This is a genomic window from Singulisphaera photorubra, assembly GCF_045290345.1.
GTDB lineage: Bacteria > Planctomycetota > Planctomycetia > Isosphaerales > Isosphaeraceae > Singulisphaera.
On record NZ_CP155447.1, the window covers coordinates 1817731 to 1834080 of the forward strand.

Annotated in this window: 15 protein-coding genes; 7 read left to right on the plus strand and 8 right to left on the minus strand. The window is 60.1% G+C overall.

Annotation, left to right across the window (positions count from 1 at the left end; translation table 11 throughout):
• Positions 1–21 precede the first annotated feature (21 nt).
• On the minus strand, positions 22–453 hold the full coding sequence (locus tag V5E97_RS07140) for an ExbD/TolR family protein (protein WP_406698627.1): 432 nt from the start codon (positions 451–453) through the stop codon (positions 22–24).
• 91 nt (positions 454–544) lie between these two features.
• Positions 545–1240 carry a MotA/TolQ/ExbB proton channel family protein gene (locus V5E97_RS07145; RefSeq protein ID WP_406698628.1) on the minus strand — a complete coding sequence of 232 codons (696 nt, stop codon included), beginning with the start codon at positions 1238–1240 and terminating at the stop codon, positions 545–547.
• Between the two features lie 238 nt (positions 1241–1478).
• Here V5E97_RS07145 and V5E97_RS07150 point away from each other — a divergent pair, with 238 nt between their 5' ends.
• The 5 genes from V5E97_RS07150 (at position 1479) to V5E97_RS07170 (ending at position 7166) form a co-directional block, all read left to right on the plus strand.
• Entirely contained in the window at positions 1479–2312 is an 834-nt protein-coding gene (locus V5E97_RS07150) for a response regulator (RefSeq protein WP_406698629.1), read from the plus strand.
• 767 nt (positions 2313–3079) lie between these two features.
• Complete coding sequence (locus tag V5E97_RS07155; protein WP_406698630.1) at positions 3080–4096, plus strand: DUF1559 domain-containing protein; 1017 nt, start codon at positions 3080–3082, stop codon at positions 4094–4096.
• 130 nt (positions 4097–4226) lie between these two features.
• On the plus strand, positions 4227–4700 hold the full coding sequence (locus tag V5E97_RS07160; RefSeq protein ID WP_406698631.1) for a carboxypeptidase-like regulatory domain-containing protein: 474 nt from the start codon (positions 4227–4229) through the stop codon (positions 4698–4700).
• 844 nt (positions 4701–5544) lie between these two features.
• Positions 5545–6570 carry a DUF1559 family PulG-like putative transporter gene (locus V5E97_RS07165; RefSeq protein WP_406698632.1) on the plus strand — a complete coding sequence of 342 codons (1026 nt, stop codon included), beginning with the start codon at positions 5545–5547 and terminating at the stop codon, positions 6568–6570.
• Positions 6571–6689: 119 nt separating this feature from the next.
• Positions 6690–7166, plus strand: coding sequence for a carboxypeptidase-like regulatory domain-containing protein (locus tag V5E97_RS07170; protein WP_406698633.1), 477 nt, complete (start codon positions 6690–6692; stop codon positions 7164–7166).
• A gap of 528 nt (positions 7167–7694) precedes the next feature.
• On the opposite strand, the gene eno is transcribed toward V5E97_RS07170, so the two are convergent.
• Positions 7695–8972 (minus strand): phosphopyruvate hydratase, encoded by a 1278-nt coding sequence (gene eno / locus V5E97_RS07175; protein ID WP_406698634.1) that lies wholly within the window; start codon positions 8970–8972, stop codon positions 7695–7697.
• Between the two features lie 564 nt (positions 8973–9536).
• Complete coding sequence (locus V5E97_RS07180; protein WP_406698635.1) at positions 9537–10298, minus strand: serine aminopeptidase domain-containing protein; 762 nt, start codon at positions 10296–10298, stop codon at positions 9537–9539.
• 566 nt (positions 10299–10864) lie between these two features.
• Here V5E97_RS07180 and V5E97_RS07185 point away from each other — a divergent pair.
• Positions 10865–12247 (plus strand): right-handed parallel beta-helix repeat-containing protein, encoded by a 1383-nt coding sequence (locus tag V5E97_RS07185; RefSeq protein WP_406698636.1) that lies wholly within the window; start codon positions 10865–10867, stop codon positions 12245–12247.
• A gap of 75 nt (positions 12248–12322) precedes the next feature.
• Here V5E97_RS07185 and V5E97_RS07190 read toward each other — a convergent pair whose 3' ends face one another.
• The 4 genes from V5E97_RS07190 to V5E97_RS07205 all read right to left on the minus strand — a co-directional run bounded on the left by V5E97_RS07190 (position 12323) and on the right by V5E97_RS07205 (position 15318).
• Positions 12323–12796 carry a hypothetical protein gene (locus V5E97_RS07190; protein WP_406698637.1) on the minus strand — a complete coding sequence of 158 codons (474 nt, stop codon included), beginning with the start codon at positions 12794–12796 and terminating at the stop codon, positions 12323–12325.
• Positions 12797–13360: 564 nt separating this feature from the next.
• On the minus strand, positions 13361–13672 hold the full coding sequence (locus V5E97_RS07195; RefSeq protein ID WP_406698638.1) for a type II toxin-antitoxin system RelE/ParE family toxin: 312 nt from the start codon (positions 13670–13672) through the stop codon (positions 13361–13363).
• Positions 13669–13962 (minus strand): type II toxin-antitoxin system Phd/YefM family antitoxin, encoded by a 294-nt coding sequence (locus V5E97_RS07200; protein ID WP_406698639.1) that lies wholly within the window; start codon positions 13960–13962, stop codon positions 13669–13671. The genes V5E97_RS07195 and V5E97_RS07200 overlap by 4 nt, the downstream gene beginning before the upstream one ends.
• Positions 13963–14541: 579 nt before the next feature.
• Positions 14542–15318 carry an HNH endonuclease gene (locus V5E97_RS07205; RefSeq protein ID WP_406698640.1) on the minus strand — a complete coding sequence of 259 codons (777 nt, stop codon included), beginning with the start codon at positions 15316–15318 and terminating at the stop codon, positions 14542–14544.
• 94 nt (positions 15319–15412) lie between these two features.
• Between V5E97_RS07205 and V5E97_RS07210 the strand changes: the two genes are divergently transcribed.
• Complete coding sequence (locus tag V5E97_RS07210; protein ID WP_406698641.1) at positions 15413–15787, plus strand: helix-turn-helix domain-containing protein; 375 nt, start codon at positions 15413–15415, stop codon at positions 15785–15787.
• Positions 15788–16350: the final 563 nt, after the last annotated feature.

The following is a 16350-nucleotide window of genomic DNA, read 5'->3' on the forward strand; positions in this document are numbered from 1 at the left end:
ATCATTGTGATTTGTATTGGGTTAGCGTTCCGCTTCTTGGACGCCGATATGGAGGGTGATGCCCTCGACCTCGCTGACGGCGCCGGCCACTTTGAGGACCTCGCCGTGGGGGACGCCACCATCGGCCTGGAGGACGACCTTGCGGCGGCCCTCCTTGATCCCATCGGCCACGGCTTTACGGGCTTGCTCCATGGTTGCGGTCGCCCCCTCGCCGTTCCCGATGAGGAGCTTGGGCTCGGCGCCTGGGGCCTCGGGTTTGAGGAGCGTCAAGAAGGTTGCGGTCGACTCTTCGACCCCCACTCCGTGCCGCGCGATGGGGACTTCCACCTTCTCTCCACCGGTCATCTGCACCGAGAAGAGCATGAACGTCATGAGCTGGAAAACGACGTCGACCATCGGCGTCATGTCGATGTGCTCGTCGCGTTCTTCGCTGCCTTGTCGGCGGAGAAGCATAGATATTAACCCGTGACGGGTGACCGATCGGTTTCACTGGGCGAGACGCGGGCGGTAATTCGCGGTTCGTGGTCCGGATTCGTGCGGGGGATCATCCGCGCGGCAGCACGGCACGAACGGTCCCCGAACGCGAGCTCGACGAACTGCGCGGGCCCTGATTTTCGATTTGTTCGAGAATTTCCAGGAAGTCTTGAAGCTGTCGCTCGGTTCGATCTCGGAGGCGACGGAGCTTGGCGTGGATGTCGTTGCCTAAAATCATCATCGGCGTGGCGATGAGCAGGCCCGCGCCGGTGGCCCAGAGCGCCAGGCTGATGTCATTGGCGAGGTCGGTGGGGTTCACCTTCTCGGAGCCGCCGATCCGGCCGAAGGCTCCGATCATGCTGGCGACGGTCCCCAGCAGCCCGAGCAAAGGGCCCATCCGGACGATGGTTGAGATCGTGGCCAGGCGGTTTTCCATGCCGGCGATGACTTCGGTGTGAAACTCCATCACCAGAAGCTGTTTGATTTTGGCGACACCTTTGTTACGGTTCTTGAGGGCGACAGCCATTAATTGAGCCAGGGCGGTATGCCAGTAGGGTGGGCCTTGGCAGGCCGCGATCGCGGCGTCAGATTTGTTGGCCAAGCTCAATTCGCGAATTTGTTGCAGCAACGCTTCGGGTTCGGCGATCGACTTTTTGTTGAGACTGCGATAGAGCAGGATCGCATTATAGACGCCCCAGACGGCGAGTAACGCGAGAGCGGCGTAGATGACATAGCCGAAGGTGTCGATGATCTGCGTGACTTGCATAGACGGGTCTCGGTCGAACGAATGGACGGTTGACCGCAAAGAAAAACGAGGGGTGGGGCGTCCCGAACTCGGGAGCTCGACCGTAGTTATTATTCCGTGGTCATGATGGGTCGTGCAAGGGCGCCGGCTTGACTCCATTCCAATGCCTTGCCAGCCGCGTCTCGGCGCGCGACAATGCCTCGGAAGAGTTTGCCGATCGCGACAAGAGATTTGCCGTTGTCCCCCTGAGTTTTTGCCCATGCCGCGCACCGTGCTGATCGTCGACGATGAGCGCGACACCAACGACATTCTGGCCAGCTTGGTCCGGTCCCGCGACTTCGAGCCTGTCCAGTTGTTCGGGGGTTCTCAGGTCGCCGCCGCCGTGCGCGGCCATGCGCCCAGCCTGATCTTGCTCGACCTGATGCTCCCTGACATCGACGGGTTCGCCATTTGCGACCAGTTGAAACGGGATCGCGAGACGAACCTGATACCGATCATCATGGTGACCGCTCTCCATGATGCCGGTCATCGCGCGGCCGGGGTCCGTGTCGGCGCCAACGGTTACCTGACCAAGCCATTCACTCCCGATCAGTTGTTCGAGGAGATCGACAAGGCCTTGGCCTGGCGGCACGAGCATGAGACGCGCGGCACCCACGGCGAGATCAGCTTCAATATTCGGAGCGAGGCCACTTACCTCCAGCAGGCCAACGACATGCTGGCCGACCTGTTTGCGCACACGCCGCTGAACGAGCGTCAGATCAAGGATCTGAAGCAGGTCGTTCTGGAGATGGGGGGCAACGCGATCGAGTGGGGGCACCGCAAGAACGCGGATTTGGTGCTGCTGATCACCTACCGAATCGATCCGGAAGCCGTGACCCTGATCATTCACGACCAAGGCCCCGGCTTCAACCCGTCGCAGGTTCCTCACGCCGCCTCGGATGAAGACCCGATCGGTCACCTCGACGTCCGCAACGAACTCGGGATTCGCGAGGGGGGCTTCGGCATCATGCTCGCCAAAGGCCTTGTCGACGAGTTTCGCTATAACGACAAAGGCAACGAGGTGACCTTGATCAAGCGGTTTGAGAAAAAATAGGCTCGACCCGTTGCCGTCCCCTCGGAATCCGGGCGCATCACTCTCCTTCAGGGGCTCGGCAGTCGAACGGCCGCACGATCGATTCGGGAACAGACTGTGGGGCACTTCCCGGACTGAGACGAAGTCGTGGCTCTTTGACGAGCTGCCTGGTAAAAGCCCGGCAGACCGGCCGTTCACGCGGCTGGGTAGAGGCGAAGCTCCTGACCTCAGAATTCCCCGCCCGTTCCCGAACCGCCTCCTTCCGTTCGCTCTTGTCGATCGGGATCGGTTCGTCGCCAGATTCGGCCAAAATCAATGGCCGCCAGCCCGGAGGCCGCTCCCACGACCTGCCGGAAGCTTCACCGGAGACTCGCTTTTTTTTACACATTGATTGAGAGCGAGCGTGCAATCGCTGAGGCTGGCATGCTCCCGGCTTGACTTTGCTACGCAGAATTTTTAATATTATGACAATATCGCTCCTGCCTTCTTCTACGTGAAGATATGTGCCTTGCTTGCGGTCGATCCCGTCGGCACAGGTCGCTACGCTGGTTCTGTCGCGGAATGGGTTGATGTGCTTTCCCCGCTCTGCCGCGACGGAAGATTCGCTCGAGCCTTGAGACTGATCATTCCCCTTGTCGTTTTCGTCTTTTGCGGATGGGGCGATCCTGGCCGAAGCCGTCTCAACGCAACGGTCAGCGATTTTCGGGCGACGAAGCCTTCGGTCGCCTCAGTTGGCCTCTCATTCAGGTTATCGGTTCTTGATTTTTGGATTCTTGGAAAGGTTGCTCATGATTCGTTCGCGTATTCGCCATTCCGCACGACGCCGTGCCAGCGGTGCAGGGTTCACGTTGATTGAGTTGTTGGTGGTCATCGCCATCATCGCCGTTCTTATTGCGTTGTTGCTGCCGGCCGTCCAGGCGGCCCGCGAGGCGGCTCGCCGCTCGCAGTGCGTCAACAACATGAAGCAGATGGGCATCGCGATGCATAACTATCACGATGTTCAGGGCGCGTTCCCGCCCCCCCGGTTGAACACGGGGAGCTGCACCAGCAAGAATGCTCCGATTGGTCAGGTGCTCAACACCACCGGCTTCACCATGATGCTCGGCCAGATGGAGCAGACGGCCATGTACAATGCGTACAATTTCAGCCAGCCGTCGGCCGACGGCACGGGTGTCAACGGCTCGCCGAACACCCTGCTGATCGGGAGCTGCTACGCGAATTCGACCGTCGTCGGGGCGAAGATTTCGACGTTCCAGTGCCCTTCGGACGAAGAGATGCCCGTGGAGAATGTCCCCGCGGCCGGCAACTACATGCGCATCAACGCGCGGCGGAGCAACTACAAGTTCTGCGTCTCGCAGTACAGCGACTCCACGTGCGCCGCGTCGGCCGGGTTTCCGGTCGCGACTGTCCGCGGCATGTTTTTCTCCGACCTGTCCACGGGCTTGAATAACATCACGGACGGCTCCAGCAACACGGTCGCCATCGGCGAGGCGCCCCAGCGGACCTACAGCGTGAACTGGGGAACCTGGTGGGGCGCGGGCAATCACACCTCGGTTCACGGTATCGTCGTCCCGCCGACCTCTGCCGGCTACACCCGGTACCTGCCCAACGGGAAGTACGAGCTCCCCGCCAACACCGAGAAGTTGCAGTACGCCTGGGCGATGGGGAGCAAGCACTCAGGCGGCATCAATATGCTTTTTGGTGATGGAAGCGTTCGATTCATCAAAAATTCGATCAGCCCGGTGACGTGGTATGCGCTCCAGACGATCGCCGGCGGTGAGGTCATCAGTTCCGACTCTTACTGAGGCCCTCCTCTTCGCTTTTCGATTCCGCAAGATTCAGGCTTGATCTCATGCGGTGCCCCACTCGTCTGTCGTCGGGTGGGGCACCTTGTCGTTTCATTCCCGTCGCTCATTTTTGAAGAGGATACACCGGATGAGACCAACACAATTCGCGATGCTTGTTCTGCTGACGGCCGGGTTCATGGGCTGCGGCAGTGGTGAAGCCAAGCGCTATCCAGTGCACGGCACCATCACGCTGAACGGCAAGCCCTATCCCAATGCCACGGTGGAGTTCGTCCCCGACCCCGCGAATGTCGCCATCTCTGAAGGCAACGATGTGACCGGTCCCGAGGGGAACTTCAAGATCACCAGCATGGGGCATGCCGGCCTTCCGCTCGGCAAGTACAGGGTGATTGTTTCCGTGAAGCCGACCGCGGAAGAGGAGGCCTCTCAGAAGTCCAAGTACGAGGACGAAGAACAGCGCCGGATGGCCCTGGAATCGCTCGGGATCAACCCGGCCAAGCAGGCGGCCAAGGCGGGGAAGCCGGGGGGAGAATTCAAGGCGGAGATCACGGCCGGGGACAACGCGCTCGAATACGACGTCAAGGCGAAGTCGGGCAAGTCCTGAGGCGGAGGCCGATGGCTTGTTGAGACATATCTTTGGGCAGGCCGCTGGAACCAAGGCGGGGCGATTGTGCCCCGCCTTTTTTTTTTTTTTCAACGATTCGCGACTGGGCGAGAATCGCGATGGATTTCCAGCCCAGCCCGGCCGGGCCTGCCGGATCCCCCTCGGCCCAGGGTCATTCCTCGGACTCGCTCCGGCCCCGAGGGAATTGCGGACGGGCCGCCCGTGCTACTGAAACCGCAAGAATCATCAGTTCTTTAGCTCGGTCGCGGATCGTTGTTCTTTTTTTTGCGCAGGTTAGAACGTCTCCTGACCGCCGTAGCGGAATCCTTTCATGTCTAACACCTGGCCTCTGCGCCGTTGCTCGTCCTGGAAGAGTTGAGGATTCGCGGCGTGGCCTCGGCTCCAAACGCTCCAGCGAATCCTCCCATGGAAGAGGGTTCTCAAACCTGATTTTTCCAGATTGTTACACACTTGACTTGATGGCGAGGGGTTCGTAACATCCGAATTCAGTCGTTCCCTTCATTTTAAAATTGCAAATGATCGATGATCAGACTGTCGATCTCGTTAGAGCCTGACCACACGCACACACAGTTAGGTTTTGCGAAGTAAAGGGTGCGATTCTCACCCCTTTACGGCAATGATTCTTGTTTTTGCATTCGGATTTGTCGGACTCGTTCGTAACAGGCTATGCGTCTGTTGCTTGAGTATGTTCTCGGCAAGTCATCCTTCCTTGACTGCGAATTGCCTTTGATTGATGCGACGTCAAGGGGCGTTCTCGTTCGTGGGAACGCGCGTCTTTCTTTTATTCGTCTCTCCTTGATCATCAACTCTCAGAAAGGCAGACATGACCTCTTCTCGTATTCGCCGTTCGGCAAGACGACCTGCATGCCAGGGAGGCTTCACACTGATTGAACTGCTGGTGGTCATCGCGATCATCGCCGTTCTGATCGCCTTGTTGCTGCCGGCCGTCCAGGCAGCCCGCGAGGCGGCCCGACGCTCGCAGTGCGTCAATAATATGAAACAGATCGGCATCGCGATGCATAACTATCACGATGTTCAGGGGGCGTTCCCGCCTCCCCGGCTTTATACGGGGAGCTGCACCACGATCAACGCCCCGAACGGTCCGGTGCCCGGTCAGGTGCTCAACACCACCGGCTTTACCATGATGCTGGGCCAGATCGAGCAGATGTCTTTGTATAATGCGTACAACTTCAGCCAGCCGTCGTCCGAGTCGGTGAATGCCAACAATTCGGTGAACAATGTCCTCGTTGGGAGTGCCTATGCGAATACGACGGTCGTCGGCACGATGATCGGCTCGTTCCAGTGCCCCTCCGATGAACAGATGCCGGTTGATAACGTTTCCACGGCGGGCTCGGGCTGGCGAATGAATGCGCGGCGGAGCAACTACAAGTTCTGCGTCTCGCAGTACAGCGACTCGTATTGCGCCGCGTCAGCGGCTCCCAACCCGGGGATCCGCGGATTGTTCTATTCCGACTTATCCGTGGGCCTTAGCGGCATCAAGGATGGTTCGAGCAACACGGCTGCCGTCGGCGAGTCGTTTCAGCGGACGTACAGTGCGAACTGGGGAACCTGGTGGGGAGCCGGTATTCACACCGCGGTTCACGGTTTGGTTCTGCCACCGACCAGCACCAGCTATCCCCAATACTTGCCGAATGGCAAGTACAACAATGCTGCCAACACCCAGAAATTGCCGTACGCCTGGACCATGGGGAGCAAACACCCTGGCGGCATGAATATGCTCTTTGGTGATGGAAGCGTTCGATTCATCAAGGATACAATCAACCCGGCGACCTGGTATGCGATCCAGACGATCGCCGGGGGCGAGGTCATCAGTTCCGACGCCTATTGAGTGAGGCTCGTTTCCTCCTTCTCGTTTCTCGGTAGCCAGACTTGATGGGACACCTCGCCCGTTCTCGATCGGGCGGGGCACCCGTCGCTCCATCTCCGCGGATTCCGGACAGGATATTCATGAAGCGTGCACATTGTTTGACATCGCTTGCTTTGTTGGCGGCTGGGGTGATCGGTTGTGGCGGTGGCGAAGCCAAACGTTACCCTGTGCACGGCATCATCACGCTGAACGGCAAGCCCTATCCCAATGCCACGGTGGAGTTCGTTCCCGACCCATCGAATGTCGCCATATCCGCCGGCAATGACGTGACCGGCCCCGAGGGAACCTTCAAGATCGCCAGCATGGGACGTTCCGGCCTTCCACTCGGCAAGTACAAGGTGATTGTTTCCGTGAAGCCGAGCGAGGAAGAGGAAGCCTCTCAGAAGGCCAAGTACGAGGACGAAGAACAGCGCCGGATGGCCCTGGAGTCGCTCGGGATCAACCCGGCCAAGCAGGCGGCCAAAGCAGGGAAGCCGGGGGGAGAATTCCAGGCGGAGGTCACGGCCGGGGACAACGCGCTCGAATACGACGTCAAGTCGAAGTCGGGCAAGTCCTGAGGCGGAGGCCGATGGCTTGTTAGGCTTAGCTTCGGGCAGACCGTCTGGAACCAAAGGCGGGGCGATTGTGCCCCGCCTTTGGTTTTTTTCAATGATCTGCGAAAGAGCGAAAGCACCGATGATTCTTGCGGTTACCGCAACGGGTTGGTTTGCAGTAGCACGGCCGGCCCGGCCGTATTTCCATCGAGGTCGGCGCAAGTCCGAGGGATTCGGCCGGCCCGGAATTCCATCGCGATTCTCTCGCGGGCGCGGATCATTGAAAAATGAAGGGGTCACAGGCCCTGGCGACAACCAGTGATCGGACTGGGAGTCACCCGCGTGGAAAGGGACTCGAGCCTGTGCGGTTGGGGCTTTGCATGCAATTCTGAGGAAGCTCGGTCCACCGGCTTGGCGAGCCTTCTCCGCTGGGGGGTTGGCAACGCCATGACGCAGGGCCGCATTTGTAATCATTGGGGCCATCGTTCGAAATCGAAACAGGCGGGGCGATCGGGCCCCGCCTGTGCTCTTATTCTTGGCTGCGCGCCCGGCTCACTTCAGGCCGTAACGTGCGTTCGCCCCGAGCTCTTCTTCGATGCGGAGGAGCTGGTTGTACTTGGCGATCCGGTCCGACCGCGAGGCGCTGCCGGTCTTGATCTGGCCGGCATTGGTGGCGACGGCGATGTCAGCGATCGTCGAGTCCTCGGTCTCGCCTGAGCGATGGCTGATGACGGCCGAGTAGCGGTTCCGCTGGGCGAGCTTGACGGCGTCGAGGGTCTCCGTCAGCGTGCCGATCTGGTTGACCTTGACCAGGATGCTGTTGGCGACGCCGCCGTCGATCCCGAACTGGAGCCGCTTGGTGTTGGTGACGAAGAGGTCGTCGCCCACGAGCTGGACGTCTTTGCCCACGGTCTCGGTCAGCAGCTTCCAGCCGTGCCAGTCGTCCTCGGAGCAGCCGTCCTCGATCGACTTGATCGGGTACTGGCGGACCCAGGAGGCGAGGAACTCGACCATTTGCTCGGGGGTCTTCTTGGGCTCTTTCTCGTTCTCGAGGGTATACACCCCGTTCTTGAAGAACTCGGTCGAGGCGACGTCGAGGGCGAGGAAGACGTCGGTGCCCGCCTTGTAGCCGGCCTTGTCGATCGCCTGGAGGATGACCTCGATGGCCTCTTCGTTGCTCTTGAGGTTGGGGGCGAACCCGCCTTCGTCGCCGACGGAGGTGTTCAGGCCCTTGCCTTTGAGGACGGCCTTGAGGCTATGGAAAATCTCGGCCCCGCACCGCAGCGCCTCGCGGAAGCTGGTCGCGCCGGTGGGCATGACCATGAATTCCTGGACGTCGACGTTATTGTCGGCATGCGCGCCGCCGTTGAGAATATTCATCATCGGCACGGGCAGGACGCGGGCGTCGACTCCGCCGAGGTAGCGGTAGAGCGGCAGTCCGTGGGCCTTGGCGGCGGCCTTGGCGGCGGCCATCGAGACCCCTAGGATCGCATTGGCGCCGAGCTTGCCCTTGTTTTCGGTGCCATCGGCGGCGAGCAAAGCGGCGTCGAGGCCCGACTGGTCGCCGGCGTCGCGGCCGATGACCGCCTTGGCCAGTTCGGTGTTGACGTTGGCGACGGCCTGGGTGACCCCCTTGCCGAGGTAGCGATTCTTGTCGCCGTCGCGGAGCTCGACGGCCTCATGGGCTCCGGTGCTGGCGCCTGAGGGAACGGCGGCGCGGCCGAGCGTTCCGTCGGCCAGGATCACGTCGACCTCGACGGTGGGATTGCCGCGGCTGTCCAGGATCTCGCGACCGCGGACGGCGGCGATCGGGGCGGGGTGCGTGCTCATCGTTGCGTCAGAACTCCTCAACAAAAAAAGGTACGGGACGGGCAGAGGTCGATTGATCCCGAAAAGTAAGAGGACGTCGCCAACGGGAATGATCCCGCCCAACCTGCCGGACGTGGCTCCGCATGGCCGATTCCGGCATGATGGGGCGACGATTCACCCCTCTTCGTATCAATTTCTCAGGCCCGAGGTCAAGCCAAGCCGGTGTGAGCCGGCTTGGCGAGCGGTCGGACAGACCGAGGAAAAGGTCAAGCGCGTGGCGGCCCCACCCCGCATGATTGTGCGGACAGGTTAGGAGCAAGCTCCTAGAAGATGGGGTGGAGACCGCCGCGCGTTGAGGCCTCACGGTGCCAGTTCTTGAGGACGCTCACCTGACAGAGGAGAGCGCACGGGCTGTGACCCATTTCGGGTTGGGTCATGGCCCTTGCGCTCTCCTTGAGAGACACTTGCTTGCCCGAACCTGGCTCGTCGCCAGGTGTCCGTTTCGGCCGGCGGCGATGGGCATCGCCACCCCCGGGCCATTAGGTTATCGGCGCGAGACCCGGCCGGCTTGACCCCCAGACCGATTCAACAATGCTCGGGGTCTGCGACCCGCAATAGCGGCACAACGTATTTTCTGAGAAAGGCCGGATTGTCCGGGCCAACATGACCCCCGAGATAGCCGGTCCGCGCCATGGCCGGAGTCCAGCGGATCTGGCGGAGCTTGGCGTACTGGAGCCGCTTCGCCTCGTCCCGAGGCTCTCTCAGGCGGAACCCGACCAGCCCCGCGCTGACCGACTTGATCCGGTCGATCGTGCCGAAGATCCGTGTCCCCAGCCCCAGGACGATCACGTCGAGGGGGGACCAGAAGACAACCATTTCCCGCCTGACGGCACGGAGGGCCTGCGACAGGTCGTAGGTCGGCGAAAGCGCCGGCGAGAGCAGGACAACCGCTTCCACGGCCCCCTCGGGCAGGTGCTCGAGCGCCTTGACCACCAGCCCTGTCCCCCCCGACTTGCCGACGAGGAAGACAGGGGCGCCCGGCACTCGCTCGCGGAAGGCGGTGACCTCGGCGGCGATCTCGCTAGCTCGGGAGTCCCGGTTGCGGACGTTGGTCAGGTCGGCATGCCAGCGGCCGAAGCCGTGCCCCCAGGCCACGACCCGCACGGTGTGCTTCACCCCGAGCGATCCCATCACATACCGGAGGGCCGTTCCGCACAGGTCCAGTCCGCCCACACCGTCGGCGACCAGCACCAGGCCTTGGCCTTCGTGCTCTGCCGAGAGGTCGGGCGGCTCGCCGTACCAGGAGCGGAAGGCCCCTTTTACCAGGGTCGAATAGAGCATTTCCATACAAGGAATCTGAGTAAATCCGGACGCTCGGTGCCAAACCAAACCCATTTGGTGATTGGTCTCTTCACCAAGTCTATGGCCCGGCCGTGCTCAAGGCCAGCCCCGGAGCTTCTCGCGACAGGGAGTGGCTTCGTCCCCGGGGGCGTTCGCTTCGTCAGCAGCTTGAGGAAAACACGCCCGGCCTGGCCGTGCTTGGGAAAACGACCGTGCGACTGGCTTCGGGGCGGTTGGCCCCTGGCTCCACGGCGCCGCCACTCGAGTCGCCTCGCGGGCAAGGGCCGATGCCGCGCGTCGTCACCGTCGTCGCCGTCGTGAATCCGTCGACGCGGAGGCGATCGCCCTGGTCTTTGCCCCCGACGCCTTCGCCGTCTCGGTCCCGGCTGGAGTCTTGTTTCTCGACGATCGCGAATGCGAGAGGAATGGCCGCCTGGAGGCGCGGAAACTCGGCTCAGTTCTCGAGAACCGGGCTACTGACCTGGCGTCCGTCGACTCCTTGAGGGGGCCCAGCGGATCACCTACCATGGGGCCACAAACCGGCTCACTGAGTCAAAGCAAGGATAAGCACCGTGATCAAGCATTTGCGTGGAGTCTGGATCTCTTGCCTGCTTATCCTGGGAGTGGGGCCGAGCGCAGGTTGGGCCGGAGTCGATTCCGACATCTCCTCGAGCCGGTATCCCTCGATTCAGGCCGCGCTCGACGCCAATCCCGGCAAGGTCGTCGAGGTCGCTCCGGGCATCCATGAAATCCACGACACAATCCGGATCGTGACCGCGGGGGGTGGGCTCGTCGGCTCCGGCCGGATCATCCAGATGGACCCTGCGCGACCGATCGTTCGGATCGATCATGCTTCCGGAGCCACTCTCCGCGGCCTCACCCTGACCCGGCCCGAAGGGCGTCGGGAGACGGAGTCCGAGGCGGTGATCGCCACCGACACGCACGACCTGGCCCTTGTGGATTTGCGGGTCATCGACAACCAGACCCGAGGCGCCGCCATCGAGTTGAGGAACTGCGTGGATGGTCAGATCCGCAATTGTTTGGTCCAGAACTATCAGCGGGTCGCGGTCGACGACCGGACGGCGACTCCCGACCAAGGGTTCGCCTTTCGTTGCATCATCGGAACGGGGATCCTGATCAGAGAATGCCAGGGGACCTTGATTCAGGGGAACCGGGTCCGCGAGGATCGGCTTGTCGCCACGCCCGAGGTGAAGCGGCAACACGGCCTTGGCCAGATCATCAAGAAGAACGCCGTTCGGGGCCGAATCGCCAGCCAACGCGATTGGGATCGAGGCGAGACCGACAACTGGATGCAAGGGACGGCCATTCATGTGGGTTCACCGGAAACGACCGATAACACCCAGGTGATCGGCAACCTCGTCGAACGCGCGGGCCAAGGATTCGACATCCATGCCGACCATGTGATCCTGTCTCAGAACATCGTCAATGATGCTTTGGTCGGCATGAAGGCAATGCACGGTTCGAAACATGTGATCGTCACCGGTAATCAATTCATCAAGAATACGCTCTGGAGCATCGGAATGATGCCCGGTGCCTCCTCACTTCCCTCCCGTGCCGCTCAAGGGGGCCAGCCGGCCCGCGCGGCGAACGTCGACGGCGGCTCGATCATCGCCAACAACATCATCACCGATTTCGGCCTCGGCCAGACACGTTGGATCTGGGGAGAGGAAAACGTCGGCTGCCCGATCCGGTTCGATCATGGCCAGGTTCCCGAAAATCCCCCTCTGGTCGACGTCATCATTCAGGGGAATCTGGTGTACGACACCGGCCGCGACACGTTGATCAAGGAGGGAAAACCCGAGGTCGTCCCTCCCCGATACCGCTACGCCGTCCTGGTCGAATCCGGCCCCAGCGCGCCCGTCGGACTGCACTTCTCGAACAACCTGTTTCACCCCGGCGTCCGAGGGATCTCCAATATCGAGTTGAAGCCTTGATATGTGCGTTAGCGAACGGTCGGTGACCAGGCACCTCAAGCGGGGAAGGTGAAAAAAAACGGCCAATCCTTCAAATCATCGGGCGCCATGGGACGACGCCTTGAATTGATTGAGCATTTCTGCGAGCGCCTCGTGGGTTAGCCCATAGGTATCCGGAAGGCCAGCTTCGTAACCAACCATGCCGACATTGATCGATCGGAGGCCAGGGGTGCGCTGATACGTTGGCTCGAAGTTGAACAGCACCATTTTGTTCCTGAATACTCGCCCCACTGCAAACCCCGTAACCTCCTGCCAGCGGTATGTATGGGTTCGGTACATGGAGCAGATTGTGAAGCCGTCATCCGTGAGCCTTAGGTATGTTGCATTGGGAAGCAGGCAAACGGTAGAGATAAGGACTCCAAGACCAAAGATGATTGCGCACCCCCACCCAATTTTGTCGCCTTTCAAGCCAAGCCAAACACCCACCACGGTGAACAGAAGGCAGAACAAGCCAATGCCAGCCCATTTCAGGCGGCCGGGACGCAGGACGACGGTGCTAGGAAATTGCATTGGATGACGCCTAACCTGAATTCGGCGGACACACGGTGTGTTTCGATACGCTCCTGATCCACATGATCGCACCCGACCGATCTGAAGTCCAGGAGAAACGGCGGGCTACCGGGCTGAAGGCGGAGCAAAAAGGGGGGGGTGGCTGGAGGATGGCCTTCCTCAATCCGTCAAAGTCTGTCTCTGAATCGAAGTTTGATGAATATAAATATTGGCAATATTAATCATGTTGTCGCGTTGTCGAGGGCCCTTCGTTCGTCGAAAGACAGGGAGCTTACACTCCCCGCTCGCCTTTGGAAGGCGAGCGAAGACCAACGATCAAGGGACGGCACCGATCGTGGTGCCTGGATTTCTTTGAGTCTGCTCAAAAATATGCCAGCAGAATGTGCCGGTTTTCCCGCCAGTTGACAAGCGTGAGGCGATAGACGAGTGGGTGAAGACGCTGGTAATGGGCCGGGATTTCTCCTGTTACTGGTGTTCGCCAGATAACAGAATGTCGTGGCTGGTCGCCGGGGCGGTGCTGGCGGGCCAAGGCATGCGACAGCGCCGCGGTCTAGGTGGCTGGCATCAAGGCTCAATCTCGTCCTGTGCTCCGTGCCGGACATAGATCACGTGCACAGCATCCTGACGGATTGTGAATATGATCCGATAGCGCTGTCGCCGGGGGCCGTGAAGCATTTCGCGGATTTCTTCGGGGAATTTGTCATTCTCTGCAGCGACCGGGCATCGGAGCGGATGGGATTTGAGTGTCTGCACCTTCTTTTCAAGGGCGAGATACCATTTGACGGCGGCGGCGGGTGACCGGTTTTCGGTGATCCAGCGGAAGGCTTCGCGGATACCACGATCCGCCGTCGGCTCGATGATGACGCGATAGGTCATGCGTCGTGCGGAATGCTGAGGTCTCGGCGGATGTCGGCAAAAACCTCTTCGGCCGGTCGGCCACGCCCGGCACGCATGTCTTCAAGGCCCTGCCGGATGCCTTCAAGCACGCGGGATTCGTCGGCCAGATCGAGCAATTTCTGATAGGACGCCGCATCCTGCACGACCAGGGCGGGTTTGCCGTTGATGGTCAGTACGATCGGTTCCCCCGTCGTTTTGAGTTGCTGCACGAATTCCGGGGTGTGGTGCTTGAAGTCGGTCAGCGGGTGGATGTCACGGTTAAGATTCATGCGGCGGTACTCCTGCTCGTAAAAGGATCGAATTAGATCATATTGCATTTTTCCTGTTTTTTCAAGCCGAAGTTTGTGGACGGCTGGACAGGTCGTCCGCTGTGGGCGATGCTGGCAGAGGAAGGGCATTGCTTATGATGCGGAGAAATCGACGAAATCGGCCAGAAGATCTAATTACCGCTGTGGAATTGGCCTGTTACGTCGATTGCCCTGAGCAATGGCGGCTCGAATGCGGGCTGGGGCTGGAAGCGGAAAACCGGGTGTCGCGCACGGGAGGCGATCGGCACCATGCCCGCAAGGCGGTGGCTGAGGGGGTCGCGGACGGAGCGATCACGCTGAGTCGAGTTTTGTTGCTTCGACCAGGCCGTTATCGCTGTCCTGGGGCTTCACCTCTCCTGCTATTCGACATCTGTGCTTCATATGGCTATAAGTTAACGTGTTAGGAGTCAGTTTGTCAGCTGGGATTCATTCGGCCGTGTCGTTAGCCCAATCGCGCTGCCGGGTCGAAAACGATGGGGCATTGTGGGAAGGGGGGCGTCCTGTGCCGCCCGGAATACGGGCCATTTTGAGCGTGAAGGCTTACCGCCGGGCGCCGGTCCGAAGGATGGATTTCAATTCTTCGATGCTATAAGGCGGCCTGCGCAGATGAGCGACTGCGTGACAATTCGGGCAGAGGGGGTTCAGGTCGGCGATAGGATCGACCACGTATTCCTCGCCGATGTTCGAGATCGGCACCAGATGGTGAATATGGATGAAGCCATTTGCCACTGGCCCATAGGTGGCGTTGAAGTCGAAGCCACAGGCGAGGCAACGCGGCCCATAATGCTCGATGCACCGGCGGCGAGCTTCTGGGTTTCGTTCGTATTTATTGGCTTCGATCTGGTAGGTATCTCCCTCAAGCAGCGGTTGGGTGAATTTGACTGGCACTTGGTCCGTATCGGCAGGCTCGGAAAAAAGGCTTTGAGGCACTGCATTGACCGGTGGCAGCAGTTTCTTTTCATCACGGCTCCAAAAGGGTGGCTTGTCATCGCCGTCAACCCAGGCGGCCGTAACCTGCCAGACATGATTGAGCCATTCCCCATGGCGGATTTCGAACATTGCTGGAGCAGTGAGATGCTCATTGCGTGATGAGATTACTGCCCGCTCAAATGGATCGACTTCCTGTGCTGTGTATTCGAGCGGCTTGGAAGGGGTATATTTCACCACCAGATCGCCGACTTGTTCACGATGGGCTTGCCGGGCAGCGTGCAGCTTGTCTGCGAGAGTTCGGATTTCCTTCTCCGTAGGGATTTCGATCTCCTTCGTCTCCCAGCGACGACCGTTTCGGATTTTCAAGCGGACCGATTTCTTCTCCACCACAAGTCTCCCCAAGTCGGCCTTGGCCGTTATGTCACATAGTCACGAAAGTTTTATTAGGATGGTTGAGACTTGCGTGTAGGGAGGTTCGACCATGCCTCGCTCCTTGAGGGGGGACTATCGGCATGGCAGAGACGTCGTGCGGAGACTCTTCTGCTTTACGCCGCCGGGCACAACGCCATGGACATTGCTACGTTCTTGGAGGTCCACGTTCACAACGGTCTACGCCGATCTTCACGCCTTTGAGCGAGAGGGCTTGGCGTCGGTACGCCAGAGTCGTTGCCTGGGAGCCCCGCCGCGTCTGACGACCGAACAGTGGGAGGAGATTGTGCGACTGGCCGAGGTGCCTCTCTACGAGTTGGGCTTGCCCTACAGTCGTTGGTCCTTGGCCAAGCTCCGAGAGTACCTGATCCAATACCAAGTGTTGAAGCGAATTAGCCGTGAGCATCTGCGGCGGGTGCTGGAATAAAGGGGCTTCGCTTCCGTCGCGTCCAGCGAAAACTGATCAGTCACGACCCGCAACGGCGGGCGATCCTGTGTCGTCTCCGGCTGATCTGGCGGCATTTGCCGCGTAACGGCGTTCTGTTGTTCTTCGATGTCAAGCCGATCGCGGTCAAGACGTGTGGGGGCCGACGCTATACCTCGGCCCGAAAACTGGTGCTCCCTTGCCAGCAAAAAATGCGTGGATTATTTTGTTTGTTTCTCCTGTATGAAGTCAATAGCGGCCGGACTCGATGGGCCTTCTCCCCGGCCACCGCCTCCAAGCAGATCTGTCGGTTTATGGCACGGGTGCGGAGTTGGTATCCGGAGCAGAAAGTTTGGATTGCACTGGACCAAGATTGACCGCCTCCGCACAAATCGCGACAAACTCGCCGAGTAGTGCGGGAACTTCGCCTGCACTGGATCAGCTTGCCCAAGGCGAGCACGGATGACAACCCGGGTGAGACGATCAACAGCGACATCCAGTTGATGATCTTGGACAACAGTGATAATCCTAATCTGTAAGTGACTAGGCACCGTATCATCGCTTAT

What these genes read in the sequence shown, in the direction of transcription:
- V5E97_RS07180 (WP_406698635.1), bottom strand. Translation starts at nt 10,298, where the DNA reads ATGGAAATGCTCTATTCGACCCTGGTAAAAGGGGCCTTCCGCTCCTGG.
- V5E97_RS07190 (WP_406698637.1), bottom strand. Translation starts at nt 12,796, where the DNA reads ATGCAATTTCCTAGCACCGTCGTCCTGCGTCCCGGCCGCCTGAAATGG.
- V5E97_RS07140 (WP_406698627.1), bottom strand. Translation starts at nt 453, where the DNA reads ATGCTTCTCCGCCGACAAGGCAGCGAAGAACGCGACGAGCACATCGAC.
- V5E97_RS07200 (WP_406698639.1), bottom strand. Translation starts at nt 13,962, where the DNA reads ATGAATCTTAACCGTGACATCCACCCGCTGACCGACTTCAAGCACCAC.
- V5E97_RS07210 (WP_406698641.1), top strand. Translation starts at nt 15,413, where the DNA reads ATGCCTCGCTCCTTGAGGGGGGACTATCGGCATGGCAGAGACGTCGTG.
- V5E97_RS07160 (WP_406698631.1), top strand. Translation starts at nt 4,227, where the DNA reads ATGAGACCAACACAATTCGCGATGCTTGTTCTGCTGACGGCCGGGTTC.
- V5E97_RS07145 (WP_406698628.1), bottom strand. Translation starts at nt 1,240, where the DNA reads ATGCAAGTCACGCAGATCATCGACACCTTCGGCTATGTCATCTACGCC.
- eno (WP_406698634.1), bottom strand. Translation starts at nt 8,972, where the DNA reads ATGAGCACGCACCCCGCCCCGATCGCCGCCGTCCGCGGTCGCGAGATC.
- V5E97_RS07170 (WP_406698633.1), top strand. Translation starts at nt 6,690, where the DNA reads ATGAAGCGTGCACATTGTTTGACATCGCTTGCTTTGTTGGCGGCTGGG.
- V5E97_RS07165 (WP_406698632.1), top strand. Translation starts at nt 5,545, where the DNA reads ATGACCTCTTCTCGTATTCGCCGTTCGGCAAGACGACCTGCATGCCAG.
- V5E97_RS07150 (WP_406698629.1), top strand. Translation starts at nt 1,479, where the DNA reads ATGCCGCGCACCGTGCTGATCGTCGACGATGAGCGCGACACCAACGAC.
- V5E97_RS07155 (WP_406698630.1), top strand. Translation starts at nt 3,080, where the DNA reads ATGATTCGTTCGCGTATTCGCCATTCCGCACGACGCCGTGCCAGCGGT.
- V5E97_RS07195 (WP_406698638.1), bottom strand. Translation starts at nt 13,672, where the DNA reads ATGACCTATCGCGTCATCATCGAGCCGACGGCGGATCGTGGTATCCGC.